This window comes from Salegentibacter tibetensis (assembly GCF_020164485.1).
Classification (GTDB): domain Bacteria; phylum Bacteroidota; class Bacteroidia; order Flavobacteriales; family Flavobacteriaceae; genus Salegentibacter; species Salegentibacter tibetensis.
In genome coordinates this window covers 14,653-33,182 of the sequence record NZ_JAIQZA010000003.1, presented here as the reverse complement: position 1 = coordinate 33,182, position 18,530 = coordinate 14,653, and the positions used below count along the sequence as shown (strand labels likewise).

The 18,530-nt window shown below is 37.9% G+C and carries 12 protein-coding genes; 9 read left to right on the top strand and 3 right to left on the bottom strand.

The window, feature by feature from the left end; all coding sequences use genetic code 11:
• The first annotated feature begins 3 nt into the window (after positions 1–3).
• The 8 genes from LB467_RS02110 to rlmB all read left to right on the top strand — a co-directional run bounded on the left by LB467_RS02110 (position 4) and on the right by rlmB (position 14,019).
• Positions 4–1,665: a SusD/RagB family nutrient-binding outer membrane lipoprotein gene (locus tag LB467_RS02110; protein ID WP_224472382.1), complete on the top strand. Its 1,662-nt coding sequence runs from the start codon at positions 4–6 to the stop codon at positions 1,663–1,665.
• Positions 1,666–1,682: 17 nt separating this feature from the next.
• Positions 1,683–2,567: a hypothetical protein gene (locus LB467_RS02105; RefSeq protein ID WP_224472381.1), complete on the top strand. Its 885-nt coding sequence runs from the start codon at positions 1,683–1,685 to the stop codon at positions 2,565–2,567.
• 131 nt (positions 2,568–2,698) lie between these two features.
• Complete coding sequence (locus LB467_RS02100) at positions 2,699–4,069, top strand: aryl-sulfate sulfotransferase (protein ID WP_224472380.1); 1,371 nt, start codon at positions 2,699–2,701, stop codon at positions 4,067–4,069.
• 4 nt (positions 4,070–4,073) lie between these two features.
• On the top strand, positions 4,074–7,418 hold the full coding sequence (locus tag LB467_RS02095; protein ID WP_224472379.1) for a VCBS repeat-containing protein: 3,345 nt from the start codon (positions 4,074–4,076) through the stop codon (positions 7,416–7,418).
• Positions 7,419–7,424: 6 nt separating this feature from the next.
• Positions 7,425–8,168: a hypothetical protein gene (locus LB467_RS02090; protein ID WP_224472378.1), complete on the top strand. Its 744-nt coding sequence runs from the start codon at positions 7,425–7,427 to the stop codon at positions 8,166–8,168.
• 437 nt (positions 8,169–8,605) lie between these two features.
• The gene (locus LB467_RS02085) at positions 8,606–11,785 is read left to right on the top strand and encodes a SusC/RagA family TonB-linked outer membrane protein (RefSeq protein ID WP_224472377.1); all 3,180 of its coding nucleotides are present in this window, start codon (positions 8,606–8,608) and stop codon (positions 11,783–11,785) included.
• Positions 11,786–11,796: 11 nt separating this feature from the next.
• Complete coding sequence (locus tag LB467_RS02080; protein WP_224472376.1) at positions 11,797–13,173, top strand: SusD/RagB family nutrient-binding outer membrane lipoprotein; 1,377 nt, start codon at positions 11,797–11,799, stop codon at positions 13,171–13,173.
• Between the two features lie 105 nt (positions 13,174–13,278).
• Positions 13,279–14,019: a 23S rRNA (guanosine(2251)-2'-O)-methyltransferase RlmB gene (rlmB, locus tag LB467_RS02075; protein ID WP_224472375.1), complete on the top strand. Its 741-nt coding sequence runs from the start codon at positions 13,279–13,281 to the stop codon at positions 14,017–14,019.
• Positions 14,020–14,045: 26 nt separating this feature from the next.
• Here the strand turns inward: rlmB and LB467_RS02070 are convergent, their stop codons facing one another.
• Positions 14,046–14,798 carry a rhomboid family intramembrane serine protease gene (locus LB467_RS02070; protein WP_224472374.1) on the bottom strand — a complete coding sequence of 251 codons (753 nt, stop codon included), beginning with the start codon at positions 14,796–14,798 and terminating at the stop codon, positions 14,046–14,048.
• Positions 14,799–14,883: 85 nt separating this feature from the next.
• On the opposite strand from LB467_RS02070, the gene LB467_RS02065 reads away from it, so the two are divergent.
• Positions 14,884–16,158 (top strand): replication-associated recombination protein A, encoded by a 1,275-nt coding sequence (locus LB467_RS02065; RefSeq protein ID WP_224472373.1) that lies wholly within the window; start codon positions 14,884–14,886, stop codon positions 16,156–16,158.
• Here the strand turns inward: LB467_RS02065 and LB467_RS02060 are convergent.
• Together LB467_RS02060 and LB467_RS02055 are read right to left on the bottom strand one after the other, a co-directional pair.
• On the bottom strand, positions 16,152–17,018 hold the full coding sequence (locus LB467_RS02060; RefSeq protein WP_224472372.1) for a hypothetical protein: 867 nt from the start codon (positions 17,016–17,018) through the stop codon (positions 16,152–16,154). The genes LB467_RS02065 and LB467_RS02060 overlap by 7 nt on opposite strands.
• Positions 17,019–17,122: 104 nt before the next feature.
• Complete coding sequence (locus LB467_RS02055; RefSeq protein WP_224472371.1) at positions 17,123–18,529, bottom strand: DUF5723 family protein; 1,407 nt, start codon at positions 18,527–18,529, stop codon at positions 17,123–17,125.
• Position 18,530: the final 1 nt, after the last annotated feature.

Genomic DNA, 18,530 nt, shown 5'->3' with positions numbered 1-18,530 from the left:
AATATGAAAACAACAATTAAATTTTTCACAATATTGTCTATCCTTTTAGGTGTATTCAATTCTTGTGAAACAGTAGATATGGACTTGCGCGTCAGTCCTAATGATTTGGCTTCAGATCAAGCCGATCCCAATTTGCTACTTAATTCCATACAGTTGGCATACGCCAGTAATATGACTTCAGTAAACGATTTGGGATCTGAGCTTACGAGGATTGACTATATGTTTGGACGGGATTACTTCAACAATTACCCAGGTAGTACGCTGGATGGTGTATGGGAAAGAACCTATAGTAGCGGCACCAATCTTATAGGAAGACCTATTAGTGTAGGTATCTACACTAACGTAGAAGCATTGAAGGAATTTGATGAACAATCTGAGGTAGACTACAGCTTCCATATCGCCATGGGTAAGACTTTAAAAGCCCACATGCTAATGATATTGGTAGACTACTTAGGTAAAGCAGTTTTATCTGAAGCTGGTAACCCAAATGAATTTCCAGCCCCACAACTTGATGAAGGTAGAGCAGTATATGATGGCGCACTTGCTTTGTTGGATGAAGCAGAATCACTCTTTTCTGAATCTCCTTCGCCACAGGGAGCAACAGATTTCTTTTACCAGGGTGATTCTGGTAAATGGCTAAAATTGATAAACACCTTACGTTTGCGAGCTTATGTTACAACAGGTAATTCCCAGGGATTCGATGCAGTAATAAATGGTGGGAACTATATAGATGATATTGCAGATGATTTTCAGTTTAATTTTGGTTCAAGAGAATTACAGCCAGATACCAGACACCAGGACTATGTATTAGACTACACTCCCAGCGGTTCTGATCTCTATAGGTCTAACTGGTTAATGGAATTAATGTTAAACAATGATGACCCAAGAATAAGATATTATTTTTATCGACAGGTTAGTGCAACACCTGGCGCTGATGCAGACCCTAATGAAGAAACTTTGGCCTGCTCTCTTGCAGTTCCGCCTCAACATTTTCTGGATGGTGGCTTCACTTATTGCGCAGTGCCTAATGGGTATTGGGGAAGATCTCACGGTAACAACGAAGGTACCCCTCCAGATAATTTCCGTCGAACCGCTGTAGGTGTCTATCCTGCAGGAGGAAAATTTGACGACAATAGTTTTGGCACCGTTGGTTTAGGTGAAGGAGGCGCTGGTGCCGGGATTGAACCAATAATACTTTCTTCTTACGTATATTTCTGGAGATCTGAAATGCAGGATGCCGATCCTGACTTATTCAGAACTGCTCTTGAAAAATCAATTGAAAAAGTACAAAGCTTTGGTGAGCTTGATGGCGATGCCGATCTTTCAATCGCACCAAATAGTGATGAAGTTGAAGATTTCATTAACGATCAGGTTTCAGCCCTACAAGCTGCTTCAGGAGATGAAAAATGGAACATTTTTGCAAGGCAGTACTTTGTGACGCTTTATGGTGATGGAACCCACGCCTATAACTTTTACCGACGAACCGGATTCCCTACTACTTTAACACCTAACTGGTCAGTAGATCCGGGCCCTTTCCCAAGGACATTCCTGTACCCGCAAACAGAGGTTGTAACAAATCCTAATCTGGATCAAAAGTCAGGTTTAACAGAACAGGTATTTTGGGATACAAATCCTTCAAGTCCAGCTTTTCCTCCAGCTAACTAAAAATAAAAATTAGAAACATGAAAGATCATATAAAAATTTATCTCCCTTTATTTTTGTTCTGCGGCCTGTTTATGCAGAGCTGTGACGATGGAGATGCACTGATAGATGATATCACAGAAAACACCACCAGAGGCGCTATTTTAAGGACAATTGAAATTCGCGCTGATGAATTACTGGTAGGCGAAAATGCACTTCAGGGTGAATTTGATATAACCCTTGAAGTTCAGGACAGCGAAATGGGTGCTCTCGTAGAATCCGTAGAAGTATACACCAGATTCGTAGATAATACAAATACTGATGGTACCGATTTAGATACCGAGGATAACCTATTTACTACAATTCCACGTTCAGAGTTTTTTACTGGTGAATTCGGGTTGCCAAGATTAGATTTTTCTATCCCGGCAACTGAATTGGCAAGCTCTACAGGAGTTCCCATTAGCGCAATAGATGGGGGCGATGAATTCAGGATAAGATTTGAGCTTGTTCTTGAAGATGGAAGAAGATTTTCTTTCGATCAGAACACCGGTACTTTAACAGGATCTTTCTTCAGGTCTCCTTTCCAATATACTGCCCCTATAGTTTGTGCGCCTTCTCCACCTACAGCTGGAGAATGGACAATAGAACTTCAGGATTCTTATGGAGATGGTTGGAATGGTGCCGCTTTAGTGGTTACCATAGATGGAACGGAAACCAGCTATACTCTGGAAGATGGAGCTTCAGGCACCAGAACATTTAATGTTCCAGAAGGAACTTCTGAAATAGCTATCAATTACGTTTCTGGAGACTGGGATAGTGAGGTTACATTCCAGGTTACCTCCGCTAACGGAAACGAGGTTCTGGATTTAGGACCTTCTCCAACAGCAGGTTTGCAATTACTGGATTACTGTCCTAACAATTTATAAATCACAAAACCTATATAAAAAAAAGTCGTCTAAAATAGACGACTTTTTTGTTTTAGGCAAAATCCAGAATAAGAAAATTTGCTTACTTTTAGACTCTAGTATTTTTTTTTGATTTTTTTAACAAAATAAGAATGGATAAAAAATTAAAAATAAGAACATTAACTTCGGCAGTGCTCTTTCTTGTAATATTTATGATTGCCGGTTGTTCCAGTGATAATAATGAATTATTTTCTGAACCAGACGAGAATAATTCAACTCCGGAAGAACCTGTTGATAAAGAGGAAGGACAGGAAGGACAAGAAGGAGGAGGAAATGAGGGAAGCTCAGAATATGAAAAAGCTGGTAAAATTGAAGTGTTCTCCCCTTCCCTGGTCAATGGGGGATATTTACTCGTTAATGATGCAGGCAATAATAGGGTATTCCTTATGAACTATGACCTGGATATTCTTCATGAATGGGATTTAGTTGCAGGAATAGGAAACGATTCTACCCTATTACCTGATGGAAACCTTCTTACTCTGTTAATGGATGAAGATGCCATTATAAATTTTGGCGGCTTTGGTGGGCTTATCCAGTTATTGGATAAAGACAGTAATATCTTATGGGAATTCCCATACTCTACAGAAGATTACAATCTCCATCATGATATTGAAATGCTTCCTAATGGAAATATACTGGCTATGGTATGGGAAAAGATCCCCATCCAGGAAGCAAAAGAGTCTGGTGTAGATACCAATACCGATATTTTCCCCGAGAAGATCATAGAAATAGACCCTGCAACTAATGCAATTGTTTGGGAATGGCGTTCCTGGGACCATATAGTTCAGGATTTTGATTCAGAAAAGGCAAATTATGGTGTTATTGCTGACCATCCTGAATTAATTGACATCAACTACGTAAAAGATGAAAAAGGTGATATAATGCATGGCAATGGTATTGCCTATGATCCTGATAAGGATCTAATTTTTCTGAGTATCAACTTTTATAGTGAGGTTTGGGTAATTGACCACAGCACAACTACAGCTGAAGCTAAAGATTCATCAGGCGGTAATTTTAATAAAGGCGGAGATCTCGTGTATAGGTTTGGAAACCCTGAAGCATACCAAAATCCTGAAGGCACAAGAATGTTTGATAGAAATCATTTCCCCAATTTATTGAACGGAGAAGACACCGGCTCAATTTTGGTCTTCAACAACAATATTACCGCTGAACAGTCAATTCTCTATGAGTTAAAATTACCAGCTGAATATGACCTGGCATCCAATCAAAACAATGAACTTGATGTTTTATGGAGTTTTACTTCTACAAATCTTTTTTCACCTAAAGTCTCCGGTGGTGTTCGTCTTCCTAACGGAAACACTTTAATTACCGAAGGGGACCATGGTGGTTGGGAGGTAACTAACAGCGGAAATGTAGTTTGGAAATTTAAAGGTGATGGATTCTACTGGAGAATTTATCATTATCCACAGAATGCTCCAGAATTAAAATTATTAGAACTTTAAAATTATGCGCTACAAGTTTTCAATATTGATTTTATCCTCATTTCTATTTTTTTCTTGTGATAATAAGATTGATAAAAAAGATGAAATCGCAACAAAAGCAAGTGAAGATGCTTTAAGCAAGCCAGAAAATAAAATCTTCGAGAAAGTTCCGGGCAGTGTTAGTAATATTAAATTTTCCAACAATATAAAAGAAGATTTATCTGGCATCGCAAACCTTTTCGATTTTGATTATTTCTATAATGGCGCTGGTGTTGGTATTGGGGATTTTAATAATGACGGGCTACCCGATGTTTTCTTTTGCGGCAACCAGGTGGAGAATAAACTATACCTTAATAAAGGAGATCTCAAATTTGAAGACATCTCAAATTCAGCAGGAATTAACGTAGGTAAAGTATGGTCTAATGCTGTAACTATAGTAGATATCAATCAGGATGGTTGGCAGGACATTTACATTTCGCAAGGGGGTCCCAATCAAAGATTACAACGAAAAAACTTGCTTTTTATAAACAATAAAGATAATACATTTACAGAAAAAGCCGCAGACTATGGCTTAGCCGATATGGGCATAAGCACTCATGCTGTATTTTTTGATTATGACAAGGATGGTGATCTGGACTGTCTGGTAATGAATGAAAATGAACTTTATGGGGTAGATCCCTACAATCTCTATAATTTGGCTGCCCGCGACGAGGAGAGTAAATACTTTAATAGCTCTCATCTTTACAGAAACGATAATGGAAAATTTAAAAATGTCACCAAAGAAGCCGGACTGGAAAGACCTATTTTCGGACTTGGGCTTGGTGTTAGCGATATAAATAATGATGGTTGGCTGGATATCTATATTGCCAGTGATTATTACATACCAGATGCGCTATTTATAAACAATATGGATGGCACTTTTTCAGATAAAATAAAAGAATATACCAGTCAAATTTCTTTCTACGGAATGGGATTGGATATCGCCGACATAAATAATGACGGGCTTCAGGACATTTTTGTATTAGATATGGCCGCAAGGGATCATGTTCGGTCAAAAACTTTAATGGCTTCTATGGATACAAAAAGGTTTAGTTATCTAACCGATACTTTAGATTTCCATCATCAATATATGTATAATTCTTTTCAATTGAATCAGGGAAACAACAATTTCAGCAATATTGCTCAACTCTCAAATACTGCCAATACAGATTGGAGCTGGTCTGTACTGATGTATGATTTTGATTTGAACGAAAGGAGGGATATATTTATCACCAACGGTTACAGACGCTATGCTCTGGATAATGATCTACAGCAAAGAGTCCTTGAAGCAAAAAGAAAATATGGAAGGAATGTCCCACTGGGAGTAAAATCTCAACTTTATCAAAGTATGCCTTCTGAAAAATTAAGAAACATCCTGTATAAAAACAAGGGCAACCTTGAATTTGAAGACATAGCTACTCAATGGGGGTTAACAGATTATTCGTTCAGTAACGGTGCAGCAGTAGCCGATCTGGATAATGATGGAGACCTGGATATCCTGGTGAATAATATAGACCAGGAAGCTTTTCTATATAAAAATCTCTCTAGCGACAGAAATTTGGGTAATTTTTTAAAGGTAAAAATAGAGGGACAAGATTCACAGTTTTTTCCTAAGATTAGCCTTTTTTATGATGGTAAAAATCAATTTATAGAGCTGAAAAATATTAGGGGATACAGGTCTTCACAACAAAATATTGCTCATTTTGGTATTGGCAAATATGAAAAGATAGATAGTATTAAAATAAAGTGGATAGATGGAACTGAAAATATTCATCATAACATCGAGGCAAATCAAACTATAGCCTTTGCAAAAACTGAGACTTTAAAACAAGAATTAACGGAGAAAAAAACACCTGTTTTATTTCAGGAGATTCCCTCTGAATCTTTAAATATATCTTATCAACATCGGGAAAACCATTATGATGATTTTGAAACTGAAGTCCTTCTCCCATATAAGCAATCCACTTTCGGACCATATATCTCAAAAGCAGATATCAACAATGATGGAAAAACTGATTTCTACATAGGGGGAGCGGCCGGACAACCTGGGGAGCTTTATGTACAGGATGGTGAAAAGTTTAGAAAAATAATTGTGGAAGACTTTTTAAAAGATAGCATTTATGAAGATATGGAATCAGTCTTTTTTGACTTTGACGGTGATGGTGATCAGGATTTATTCGTGGTAAGCGGAGGGAATGAATTTGAAAGTGGTGATCCACGCTATATTGACAGATTGTATATCAACAATGGCAATGAACAATTTACCCGTCATGAAAGCAATGCCCTTAATTCTAATCCTTATAGCGGAAAAAGTATTACTGTTCTGGATATGGATAAAGATGGAGACAACGATATAATTATAGGCAACCGTATAATCCCCCAGGCCTATCCCAGGTTTAGTCCCTCTGTTGTTTACGAGAATGTGAATGGTGAACTTAAAGATGTCACAAAAGAAAAGGCCCCCGATTTACAAGATTTTGGAATAGTAAATAGCATCGTGACCACAGATTTTAATAACGATGGATGGGAAGACATTATAGTGGTGGGTGAATGGACCGGAATTGGATTTTTTGAAAATAAGAATGGCAAATTCCAGCTTTTGTCCAATGAGAATTTATCTGAACAAAAAGGCTGGTGGTACTCTATAGCTGAAACAGATATTAACAATGACGGCCTTAAAGATTACATTTTAGGAAATGTTGGGTTGAATATTAAATTCAAAGCTTCTTTAAAAAAACCACTAAAAATATTTGCCAACGATTTCGATGGAAATGGAACTAACGATATTGTGCTGGGTAAACAATATTTTAATGAATATGTCCCGGTTAGAGGAAAGGAATGTTCATCACAACAAATGCCTTTTCTCAACGATAAATTTTCTACATATTCAGATTTCGCAAATGCCAATCTTAAAGATATTTTTGGTGATTCCCTTGAGGACTCATATAAAGCTGAAGCAACACAATTTAATTCCATACTATTGATCAATAAAGGGAATAACGAGTTTGATATCCGTATTCTGCCTATTGAAGCGCAAATGTTTCCGGTTTTTGAAACTATTTTTATAGACTTGAATAATGACGGTTTCGAGGATGCTGTTTTAGCGGGGAATATTTATGAAACTGAAGTAGAAACTCCCCGGCTGGATGCTATCTCAGGGCAAGTTCTTCTCTCCAATGGTAAAGATGGTTACGATCCAACTACTTATGAAGAATCGGGATTATATCTTAAAGGAAATATAAAAGATATTGAGCTAATCCAGCTAAACGATAAAAAATTAATCATTACCGGATCCAACAATGGAACTTTGAAAACATATTTAATAAATTAAATGATTATGAAAACCATAATATTATTAATATGTGCTCTGGTAATCATGCCTTTTGCCGGATCGGCGCAATACGCCGGGCAACCCGCAACCAATTTGTCGGGTGCCGGAGCCCAGAATGTAAATGGAGCAGCTATATCAATGCTAAGTTCTTCATTAAATAAAAATAAATCTAACCGGTATATCTCAGATGATTTTATAGGGTCGCCATATACTGATAATAATTTTAAACCAGCCCTTCTATTCTACGAGGACGAAAACCAGGGACAGGTTTACTATCGTTATAATGCCTATAATGAAGAAATAGAAATCAAAAAAAATCCGTTGGAGGAAGAAACTATAAACGCACTGCATACCGACAAAGCAATAAGTATTGAATTGGGAGGGGGAAAACGTCTTTCTTTTAAGACCTTCATCGATAAAAGTGACAATACACTAAATGGCTACCTAACAAAACTCTATGATGGTGAAATATATGATCTTTTTAAAAGAACCAAGGTCAAATTCACAGAAGCCCAGCCGGCCCAAAATTCATTTGTAAAAGCAACTTCCAATAGATTTACGCATTTCACAGAATACTATCTTCAAAAAAAAGGTGTTAATAAAATTGAAGAAATAATTTTAAAAAACAGAAAGCTCTTAAAGATGGTTGATACAGCGAAGAAAAAGGAGCTAGAAGTTTTTATAAAAGACAACAATCTAAAAATTAAAAACGAAATTGATCTAATTAAAGCTATTCAATTTTTAAACTAGAGTTAAAGTTTTAATTATTTACACATAGCTAGGCATATTAGTAAAATGAAATGTAGCAAATCTATGACACTTACAAGGTCCTCAAAGTATAGTATAGCCATCTATTAGTTGATGATATTTTTCCTCAATCTTAAGATTTATTTTTATTAACAGAAAGGCACTAAAAATTTTGATTCCCTTTTTTATTTCCTCAAATACCCCTCAAGAAATCAAAATAATTTCAATTTTTAGTTCTAATCATTAGCTTATTGGGATTTATCAAAACCCTCCCTATTTTTTAACAAAATAAATGATTTTTATAAATTTCTGTATTTCAGATTATTAATATTCAGGATTAACTTTTAGTTAACATTCAAGAATTTATTTAAAACTTATTGCTTGTTCAGCTAACCATTTATTAGCAATTTTGGAACTGGCTAATTCAAACAAAAGTAAAAATGAGAACAAAGTTTAGTAGTATTTTAACACTATTATTAGTGTTGGCTGTGCAAATCACCTTTGCACAAGAACGAACGATTACCGGTACGGTAATCGATGAGGACGGGCTACCCCTACCAGGTGTTACCGTTTTAATTAAGGGAACCAACACGGGTACCCAAACTAATTTTGATGGTGAGTTTACCATTAATGCTGAAACAGGAGATATACTCGTTCTCTCCTTTGTTGGTATGGAAACCACAGAATTCCCCATTACTAATGAAACCACTGAAGTGGAGATCACCATGGGAACTGATGCAGCACAACTTGACGAAGTTGTAGTAACAGCATTAGGTATTAAAGCAAACCCACGGTCATTAACCTATGCCGCCGAAACGGTAACTGCAGATGATATTGAAAACACTGGGGAAACTAATTTGGTTAATTCCCTATCATCTAAAGCTGCCGGAGTAAGTGTGGTAAGCTCTTCAGGTTCTGTAGGTGCTTCATCTAATATTCGTATTAGAGGAAACACTTCTATTAACAGATCTAATGCACCCCTATTTGTAATAGATGGTGTTCCAATTGACAATTCTTCTGCTGGTAATGGAGTTGGTGGAGTAGATTCCTCGAACAGGGCTGTCGACATCGCTCAAGCAGATATTGAATCTATCGAGATTTTAAAAGGTACTGCTGCTCAAACCCTCTACGGGCTTAGAGCTGCTAACGGGGTTGTACTTATTACAACCAAAAAGGGTAAAACAGGAGCACCAGTGGTTTCGGTTTCCTCCACGCTTCAATTTAGTGAAGTTAATAAGTTGCCAGAATTACAAAGTCAATTCGCTCAGGGACGGCCTGTTGGTGGTGTTGCTACTTACAGAGGACCTGAAACCTTCGAAGGTTTTAGCTGGGGACCAAGAATTTCTTCCCTTGAGTTTGACGGAGACACTTCCTATCCTTACGATCGTAATGGTAGATTAGTGCCTGCCGGTGAGGGTAATGGTCAACCTGCTAATGCATATGATTCCTATGATTTTTTTACAACCGGTATTCTTCAGGACAATAATGTTTCTGTTCGGGGAGGAAGCGAAGATGTGAAATATTACATTTCGGGGTCCCACCTGGATCAAACTGGTGTTGCTCCACAGGAACAATTCAACCGAACATCTTTTAGAAGTGATATAAGTGCTGCTTTAACTGATAACTTTGAAATATCTGGGAGTGCAAATTTCGTTAATTCTGGTGGTCGTAGAGTACAGCGTGGATCGAACGTTTCTGGTGTTATGCTTGGATTACTTCGCTCAACACCCACTTTCGATAACGGAAATGGCCTATCTGGAAGAGAGGCAGCCAATACACCGGCTACCTACCTATTGCCTGATGGAAGACAAAGAAGTTACCGAGCCGGGATTTATGACAATCCATACTGGACGGTAACTCAAAACCCTTCCTTTGATGATGTAAAACGTTTTATTGGTAGACTATCTTTTGAATACAAGCCATTTGAATGGGCTACCATTCAGGGTACTTTAGGATACGATCAATATGCCGATAAAAGAAAACAGGGAATAGATGTAAATTCTGCCGGAAACCCACAAGGATCGGTTTTTAACCAAACTATATTTAACGAAGACATCAATACACAGCTTTTGTTTCTAACAGAAAAAGAAATAAGCGATAAATGGTCATTTAATGATGTTCTTGGTTACGATGGGTATAAAACTCAAACCCAGTTTGACCAGGTTACCGGACTTGGAATGACTATACCAGGCTTTTTCGTTATTTCTAATACAGCAAGCCAGGCGGTATCAGAAACTATAGATAGAAGACAGCTTGATGCTGTACTTGCAGATGCACGTTTTTCTTATGATGACACCTTCTTTATAAACGGTACATTTAGAAACGACTGGTCTTCAACACTTCCAGAAGATAATAACTCTTTCCAGTCCTATAGCTTTGGTTCCAGTTTTGTTTTTACAGAATTATGGGACAGCGGAATAATGAACTATGGTAAATTAAGAGGATCTTATGGTAAAACCGGTAACGATGCTCCGACATTTTCTACGCTTACTTATTATGGTGCAGCAGCAGCCGGAGGTGATGGCTTTATAGATGCTAACCAGTTTCCTATCTTTTCTACTGTAGCTTTTGAAAGATCTTCTTTACTTGGTAATGCCAATATTAGACCAGAGGTTACTACAGAATACGAAGTAGGAGCTGAATTTAATTTCTTTAGTTCCAGAATAAAACTTGATGTAGCTTATTACAACAAAACTACAGAGGACCAAATTATTCAGGTTGACCAGCCTGCAGTAACTGGATATACCGCAAGGGTTCTAAACGCCGGAGTTATAGAGAACAAAGGATGGGAAGTATCTGCCGGTTTCCAACCCGTAAGAACCGATGATTTCAATTGGAATATAGACGTAAACTGGACTACTTTTACGAACGATGTCTTAGAACTCGCCCCAGATGTAGAGTCTATTCTATTAGCCGGATTTACTTCCACCTCCAGTAGGGTGATTGCAGGTGAACCTTATGGCGCAATATTCGGGTCTAGATTTCAAAGAAATGAACAGGGAGAGGTTTTAATTGGAGACAATGGTTTTCCTATTGTTGATTCGGAAGATGCGGTTATAGGAAACCCTATTCCAGATTGGACTATGGGGATTCGTAACTCACTATCTTATAAAAACTTCAGCGTCTCTGCTCTTTTAGATGTAAGACAAGGTGGTGACGTATGGTGTGGAACCTGTGGTATTATCGATTATTTTGGTGTTTCCCAAACTACTGCAGATCAAAGAGATGTTACAGATTTCGTATTTGACGGGGTAAATGAAAATACCGGTGAGTCTAATACTACCGAGGTGGCATTGGCAGATCCCGCCGATGGCCTGGGAGCCAACAGATGGGTAAGATATGGTTTTGGAGGAGTTTCAGAAGATTATGTATTTGACTCTTCCTGGGTAAGACTAAGGGAAGCTTCAATTTCGTATGCATTACCTTCAAGCCTTTTAGATAATACGTTTTTATCAGGTGGATCTTTTACTCTTGCGGGCAGGAACTTATTCCTTATAACCGACTATCCTGGTATTGATCCTGAAACCAACTTAACCGGCGCATCGAACGGTATAGGTTTGGATTACTTTAACCAACCCAACACTCGCAGTTATGCGTTAACTGTAAAACTCAACTTTTAATAAGCTTTATCATGAAATATATTAAAAACAACATATCAAAATTAGCGATAATATTTATTGCAATTTTGAGCTCGTGTGACTATCACTCTACCAACCAGGATCCCACGCGCCCAGGGGGCGATAATGTGGAACTGGTAGCCATAGTACCGGCAATGCAAACTCAAACCCATAGAAATATTGGTGCTGTTCTGGGCCGTTATGCCGGGATTCTAACCCAACAATGGGAAGGAGTAGATGCACAACAGCTTGCATATACATCTTATATAATTGGTGAAAACGATACAAACAACCCCTGGGATTTTGGCCTCTACACCGGTGCTATGAGAGACGCTGATGATATTATTGAAAGAGCCACAAATCGAGACGCCCCTAACACAAGGGGTCTGGCCAAAATATATATGGCCATTAATTTAGGATTAGCAACAAATGCCTGGGGAGATGTACCATATTCTGAAGCTTTCGAGGGAGAGGAAAACCTTTCACCTAAATATGATGATCAGGAAGAACTTTATGGTGTTTTACAAACATTATTATCAGAAGCAATTACAGATTTGAATGCCGAAGATCCTGCAGGTATCCAGGGCGATCTAATTGGAGGAAGCAACCAGCAATGGATAAGTGCTGCCCATGCTTTAAAGGCACGCTTTTATATTCAACAAACCAGTGTTAATCCTAACGCTGCACAAATGGCATTGGATGAATTGGATATGGCCACAAACGGTAATGCAGAACAACTGGATTTCTTTTTTGAGAATACTCAGAATGGAGGTCATCCATTAGCATTGTTTGGTTTCCAAAGACCTAATACCATGGTTGTTGCAGAATATTTCGCAGATGTTATGATGGGTGATCCAAGAATGCCTTTGTATATGACCGAGAGTGAGGGAGGAACTTTTCTTTACTTTGATGCAGCCGATCCTAATCTATTCTGGAGCAAATTAGACAGTCCTTCTCCGGTAATTAGCTATGCTGAAGTTAAATTTATTGAAGCAGAAGCATTGGAAAGAACTGGCGGGGATGGCTCTGAAGCCCTCGAGGAAGCTATTATGGCGAATATGAACTATTTAGGTGTAACCACCGCAAATGCAAACGAGTATATTTCCAGTATTGGAGACGCTAGCATAGAAACCATAATTAATGAAAAATATAAAGCTCTGTATGGCCAATCACCAATGCAGGTATGGAATGGATATAGACGCACAGGATTTCCAAATTTAACACCTAATCCTGATGGTGAAAATGGTAATAACCCTTCTGGAATTATACCAAGAAGGTTATTATACCCTATTTCTGAAAGACAATCAAACCCTGACGCCTATGAAGCTGCAATTCAAGCTCAAGGTGGACATTTACTTGATGATGATATTTGGGTTTTCCCAAGAAATTAAATTAATTTTCATTAGATTTTATAAAAAGCTGTCTCACTAAACCGAGACAGCTTTTTTTATTTTATAGACCTTATAATTTTTAAAAACAAAACATACCTTTGCACCATGGAAGAAACTACGCGTATTTTTGGAATTAGAGCTGTTATAGAGGCAATACAAGGAGGAAAGAGCATTGATAAGGTCTATATACAAAAAGGGCTTTCAGGACCTTTATTTCAGGAATTAAACCATTTGGTTCAAAAAGGTGAATATAACATTTCCTTTGTTCCGGTAGAGAAGCTCAACAAACTTTCTAAAGGAAACCACCAGGGTGTCGTAGCTACCATTTCTCCAATAAAGTTTGGGAACCTGGAAGAAACCATTGAAAAGATTCTTGAAGAAAAAACCACTCCCCTTTTCCTATTGCTCGACCAAATTACCGATGTTCGAAATTTCGGTGCGATTATTCGAACTGCAGAATGCACAGGAGTTGACGCTATAATTATTCCTGAAAAAGGTGGTGCACCCTTAAATGCCGATACCGTTAAAACATCGGCCGGTGGGGTTTTTAACCTTCCTATTGTAAAAGTAAATCATATCAAGGATGCTGTTTTTTACTTACAATCTTCAGGCGTGCAAATTGTAGCCGCTACCGAAAAAACAGATGATACAATTTATGATGTTGATTTTAATCAGCCATCTGCAATTGTAATGGGGAACGAAGCGAAAGGAGTCTCTAATTCAACCTTGAAAAGCGTAGACAAAAAAGCTAAACTGCCCATGTTTGGTAAAATAGAATCGCTTAATGTTTCTGTGGCCTGTGGTGTTTTTCTATATGAAGCGATTAGACAAAGACAGCACTCCTAAACAAACAAATAAAGGATCTCCAGTCTTTACTCCTTATTTTCTTCTGATCTCTTATAAAAATAGCGATAGGTAATTCCTGAGTTATCTTCAGTATTATCCTCTTCCTCTATTTCAAACCGCCTTTCGATGAAATTTCCGTTTTCATCAAAATGCCGCATAAACAAATCCTCTTCCTCCTTGTATTCGGGTCTTTCCCAGTCATATTTAGGTGATTTCGCAATATTAGTTCGGTAAATTAAAGACAAAACAAAACCAGATATTAGCCCTGAAAGATGCCCTTCCCAGGATATTTCAGGATTTATAGGGGTAACATACCACAGCATTCCACCGTAAAGAAAAACAACAATTAAAGAAAGGGCTACCAACCGATAATATTTCGAGAAAATACCTTTAAAAAATAAAAATGCAGCAAGCATATAAATTATGCCACTGGCACCTATATGATTGGCTGTCCTGCCTATACCCCAGGTAAGTATTCCGGTTAATAATAAACCAATTAAAAGTACCTTCCAGCTAATTCTCCTGTAGAAATAAAAGAGTGACATCGAGAGTACAAAAAGCGGGATGGTATTATTGAAAAGGTGTTTTAAATCCCCGTGAATAAAAGGTGAAAATATAATTCCGCGTAAACCTTTAACATCCCTGGGGCGCACACCAAAATCGTTAAAACTTATTCCGAAACGGATTTCAAACCAGAAAACCACCCATATAAGCAGCACAAAAAGGATGGGATATCCCAAAACGCCGGTGGTAAAAACAAATGGACTGGACTGTTTCAAATGAATAAGTTTAATTTAATATTACAAAAAAGAATCCATTTGTTAATAGATGACAAAGTGTTATTCAAATTACTAATTTTGTCAGATGAGCAAACCATTAGCAGAAAGATTACGACCCCAAACATTAGAGGATTATTTAAGTCAGCAGCACCTTATTGGCCCTAAAGGAGCTTTGCGCCAGCAGCTCAAGCAAGGTATTATTCCTTCCATAATTTTCTGGGGGCCTCCGGGAGTCGGAAAAACCACTTTGGCCAATATTATTGCCACAACTTCAGACAGACCATTCTTTCAACTCAGCGCAGTAAGCAGCGGAGTAAAAGATGTTCGGGAAGTGATTGAAAAGGCTAAGAAAAGCGATGGCTTGTTTACCACTAAAAATCCTATCCTTTTTATTGATGAAATTCATCGTTTCAGCAAATCGCAGCAGGATTCCCTTTTAGGAGCAGTAGAAAAAGGTTGGGTAACTTTAATTGGTGCCACTACCGAGAATCCGAGTTTCGAAGTGATTTCAGCCCTACTTTCCCGTTGCCAGGTGTATATTCTAAAGCCTTTCAGTAAAGAAGATTTGGTGGCGCTTTTAGAGAGAGCTATGCGGGAAGATAAAATAATTGCTGCTAAAAATATAAAACTAAAGGAAACCGAGGCCTTGCTTAGATTAAGCGGTGGTGATGCGAGAAAATTGCTTAATATTTTTGAACTTTTAGTCACCTCTTCTGAAGGAGACCTGGAAATCACCAACGAACTGGTTTTCAATAGGGTTCAGCAGAATACGGTGCTTTACGATAAAGCCGGCGAGCAGCATTACGATATTATTTCGGCTTTTATTAAATCTATTCGAGGTAGCGATCCCAACGCTGCGGTTTACTGGCTTGCAAGAATGATTGAGGGCGGTGAAGATGTAAAATTCATCGCCAGAAGATTACTTATTCTTGCCAGTGAGGATATTGGGAATGCGAACCCTACTGCGCTGGTAATCGCAAATAGCACGTTTCAGGCGGTAACCACAATTGGTTTTCCCGAAGCCAGAATCGTGTTGAGTCAATGTGTCACTTATCTGGCAACTTCACCTAAAAGCAACGCGGCTTATATGGCAATTAATCAGGCACAAAGTGCTGTAAAGAAAACCGGGAATCTCTCGGTGCCTCTATCGATTAGAAATGCACCAACCAAGTTAATGAAAGATATTGGCTACGGAAAAGATTATAAATACGCTCATAACCACGAGAACAATTTTGTGAAAGCTGAATTCTTACCCGATGAATTAAAAAGCACCAAATTTTATAATCCGGGGAACAATCCGAGGGAAAATGCGCAACGGGAATTTCTTAAAAAACGTTGGAAAACCAAGTATAATTATTGATTCGCCGAAGCTTTATAAACCAGCTTTACCTTTTTATTTTCTGCATTTAAATATTCAATTATCAAATTACCTCCATCATCAAAATAGGCTATGCCTTGACGGGTAAGGGATTTATATATAAAGCTATCCTCATCACCGGACTTTGCCAGAACCGCAAATGGCTCTTCGGAATTTGTTTGATAAAATGAATATCCTGCATCAGATTTTTCGAGTAAATAGGTAATACCGTCCTTTTCAAAATTCAGTTCTTTTGCTGAAGCATTATTTATCATAGGATTTTCCACCACTACTTCAGCGGGTGCAGAAATAGGAGTTTTAACTTCTTCGGAAGCTTCAGGGGCCTGGGTTTCTGGTTCACTCTGTGCAATTTCAGCATTTTCTACAGCTTGCGGTTGCTTATCACTAGAAGGAGCAGCAGCTGAAACTTCCCCAGGATTAAATTGATAATTTAATTCTTCAATATCACTAAAAGCATCGCGCAAAGCTTCGTGATGTGCTGCTTTAAAATCTTTCTCCCTACTTCTCCCCTCTTTTGTTTCAAAAACAATATTTCCGCGACAATCCTCTAATTGAACTACCAACTTAGTAACAAACAAACCCGAATTGTCTTTTACTTTAGCGCTTAGGCCCAAACAATAATTTTCCTGTAAATCGAGAGGTTTTTCCTCGTTCTTCATCAGGGTTTCAAACCCGTATTTTTCAAATAGAAATTTGGTAAGTGCGTTTAATTGATATTGATTTTTTTCTTTTGAAAGTTCAAAATCTTCCGGTACAATTACGTATTTATATTCATTTAGATCCTGTGCAGAAACATTTAGTGCTCCAGAAATTACAAATAGTATAAAAAGTATTTTTTTCATGTGTTTATATTTTCAGCAAAATGAAGTGAAATTAGGTTACCAAATTCTCTCGAAAATGTTGCCATTTCCGAGGCCACCATTTTGCCGGTTTTCATTAAACTCTTCTAGTCATTAAAAACCAACTGCATCCCTAACTGTATAGAAGCACTATGTGCTTTTGCCAGATCTGGATATGCCAATACGTTATTTACTGCAAGATATACATTAAATTTATTAAAAGTCTTGGTATACATCAAACCGATATTGGTTAAAGAATAGTCATCTAAAGTGTAAGTAAGCTTAAAACGCTGGTTTTCATTAATTTTTCGGTCATAATATGCGGTTAAAGCGTAAACAAAACCTTTGGGCCTTTTTACCCCGCTGAGCTGCATTCCTAACAAATTCATATACCTCACTTCTTTGTCGCTTAGATAATGACAGGGTAAAAATCCCGGACCGAAGCCATATTCCATAGCGAAATTCGCTTTTATGGGACGCCAGGTTGTATAAGATTCGTAGGTTGTTTGGTCTCTAAGATTTCTGTCTACCTCGTCTTCAAAAATATCCCAATAGGGTATGGCTTCATCATTCTCATCTAAATCTGGGAAAAGAGGCTCTAAACCACTGGTTTCATAAGCCCCAAAATACCTATAATTTTCAACGTCTTTTCTTTGGAAAACAGCCCCAAGATCCTGTACAGACCCGGAAAGTATAAATTGTTCGTCAAGAATATAAGAAAGACCCAAATCAAGTCCGAAACCCACATTACCCCCAAAAAAAGAGCGGCTTAGTAATTCGGCTGTGGCCTGTTCTACGGTCATAACTTCTTCTTCTTCCCTTAAAGATGCAAAACCGGAAGTATTGACTAAAACATTCAGATCTACAACTTCGTGCTTGTAAACATTTCTGCCATTGGGAGTGGTGTAAGTAGTAAACCTTCCCGAATTTCCCGTACTCTCAGCATTAAAAACCCCTGAATAGAATTTAGCCCTGGCTCCCACTGTAAGTCGTCTATCAAATTTATGATTAATTCCTAAGTGATAAACCGTCAGAATTTCGCCTGTAAAAGAGACATCGTCGAAATAAAAAGGCTCATTTAAATAATCATTATTTCCCTCATTGACGAGAATTGCAGGACCTTTTGGGAAATATGCAAATAAATCCATTTCCTGGTAAATCCCCATAGAGAGATAGTTCTTCCTATCTAATTTCCATCCCAGGGAAATTATTTCAAGCTGCTGATTTATCGCAAAATAATCTCTGGCATCCATACTTCGCATGGTTTCCTGAATTCGGGTATTGATATTAGTGCCATCATCAGCAAAGATATCGTAGAGGTCGACACCGGTAGTACCTGCAGAAAGATGAATTTGAGAAAAAAGCGGAATTCCAATATGCCCGGTAAAATTAATTTGAGCTCCGGGATTGCTCATTAAAGTTTGCGGAAGATCATCCACATTGAAAAGAAGCGGTTTGTTTTGAGCAACAACCGAACTGCAAACAAGAAAAAATAAAAATATTAGTCTCCACATC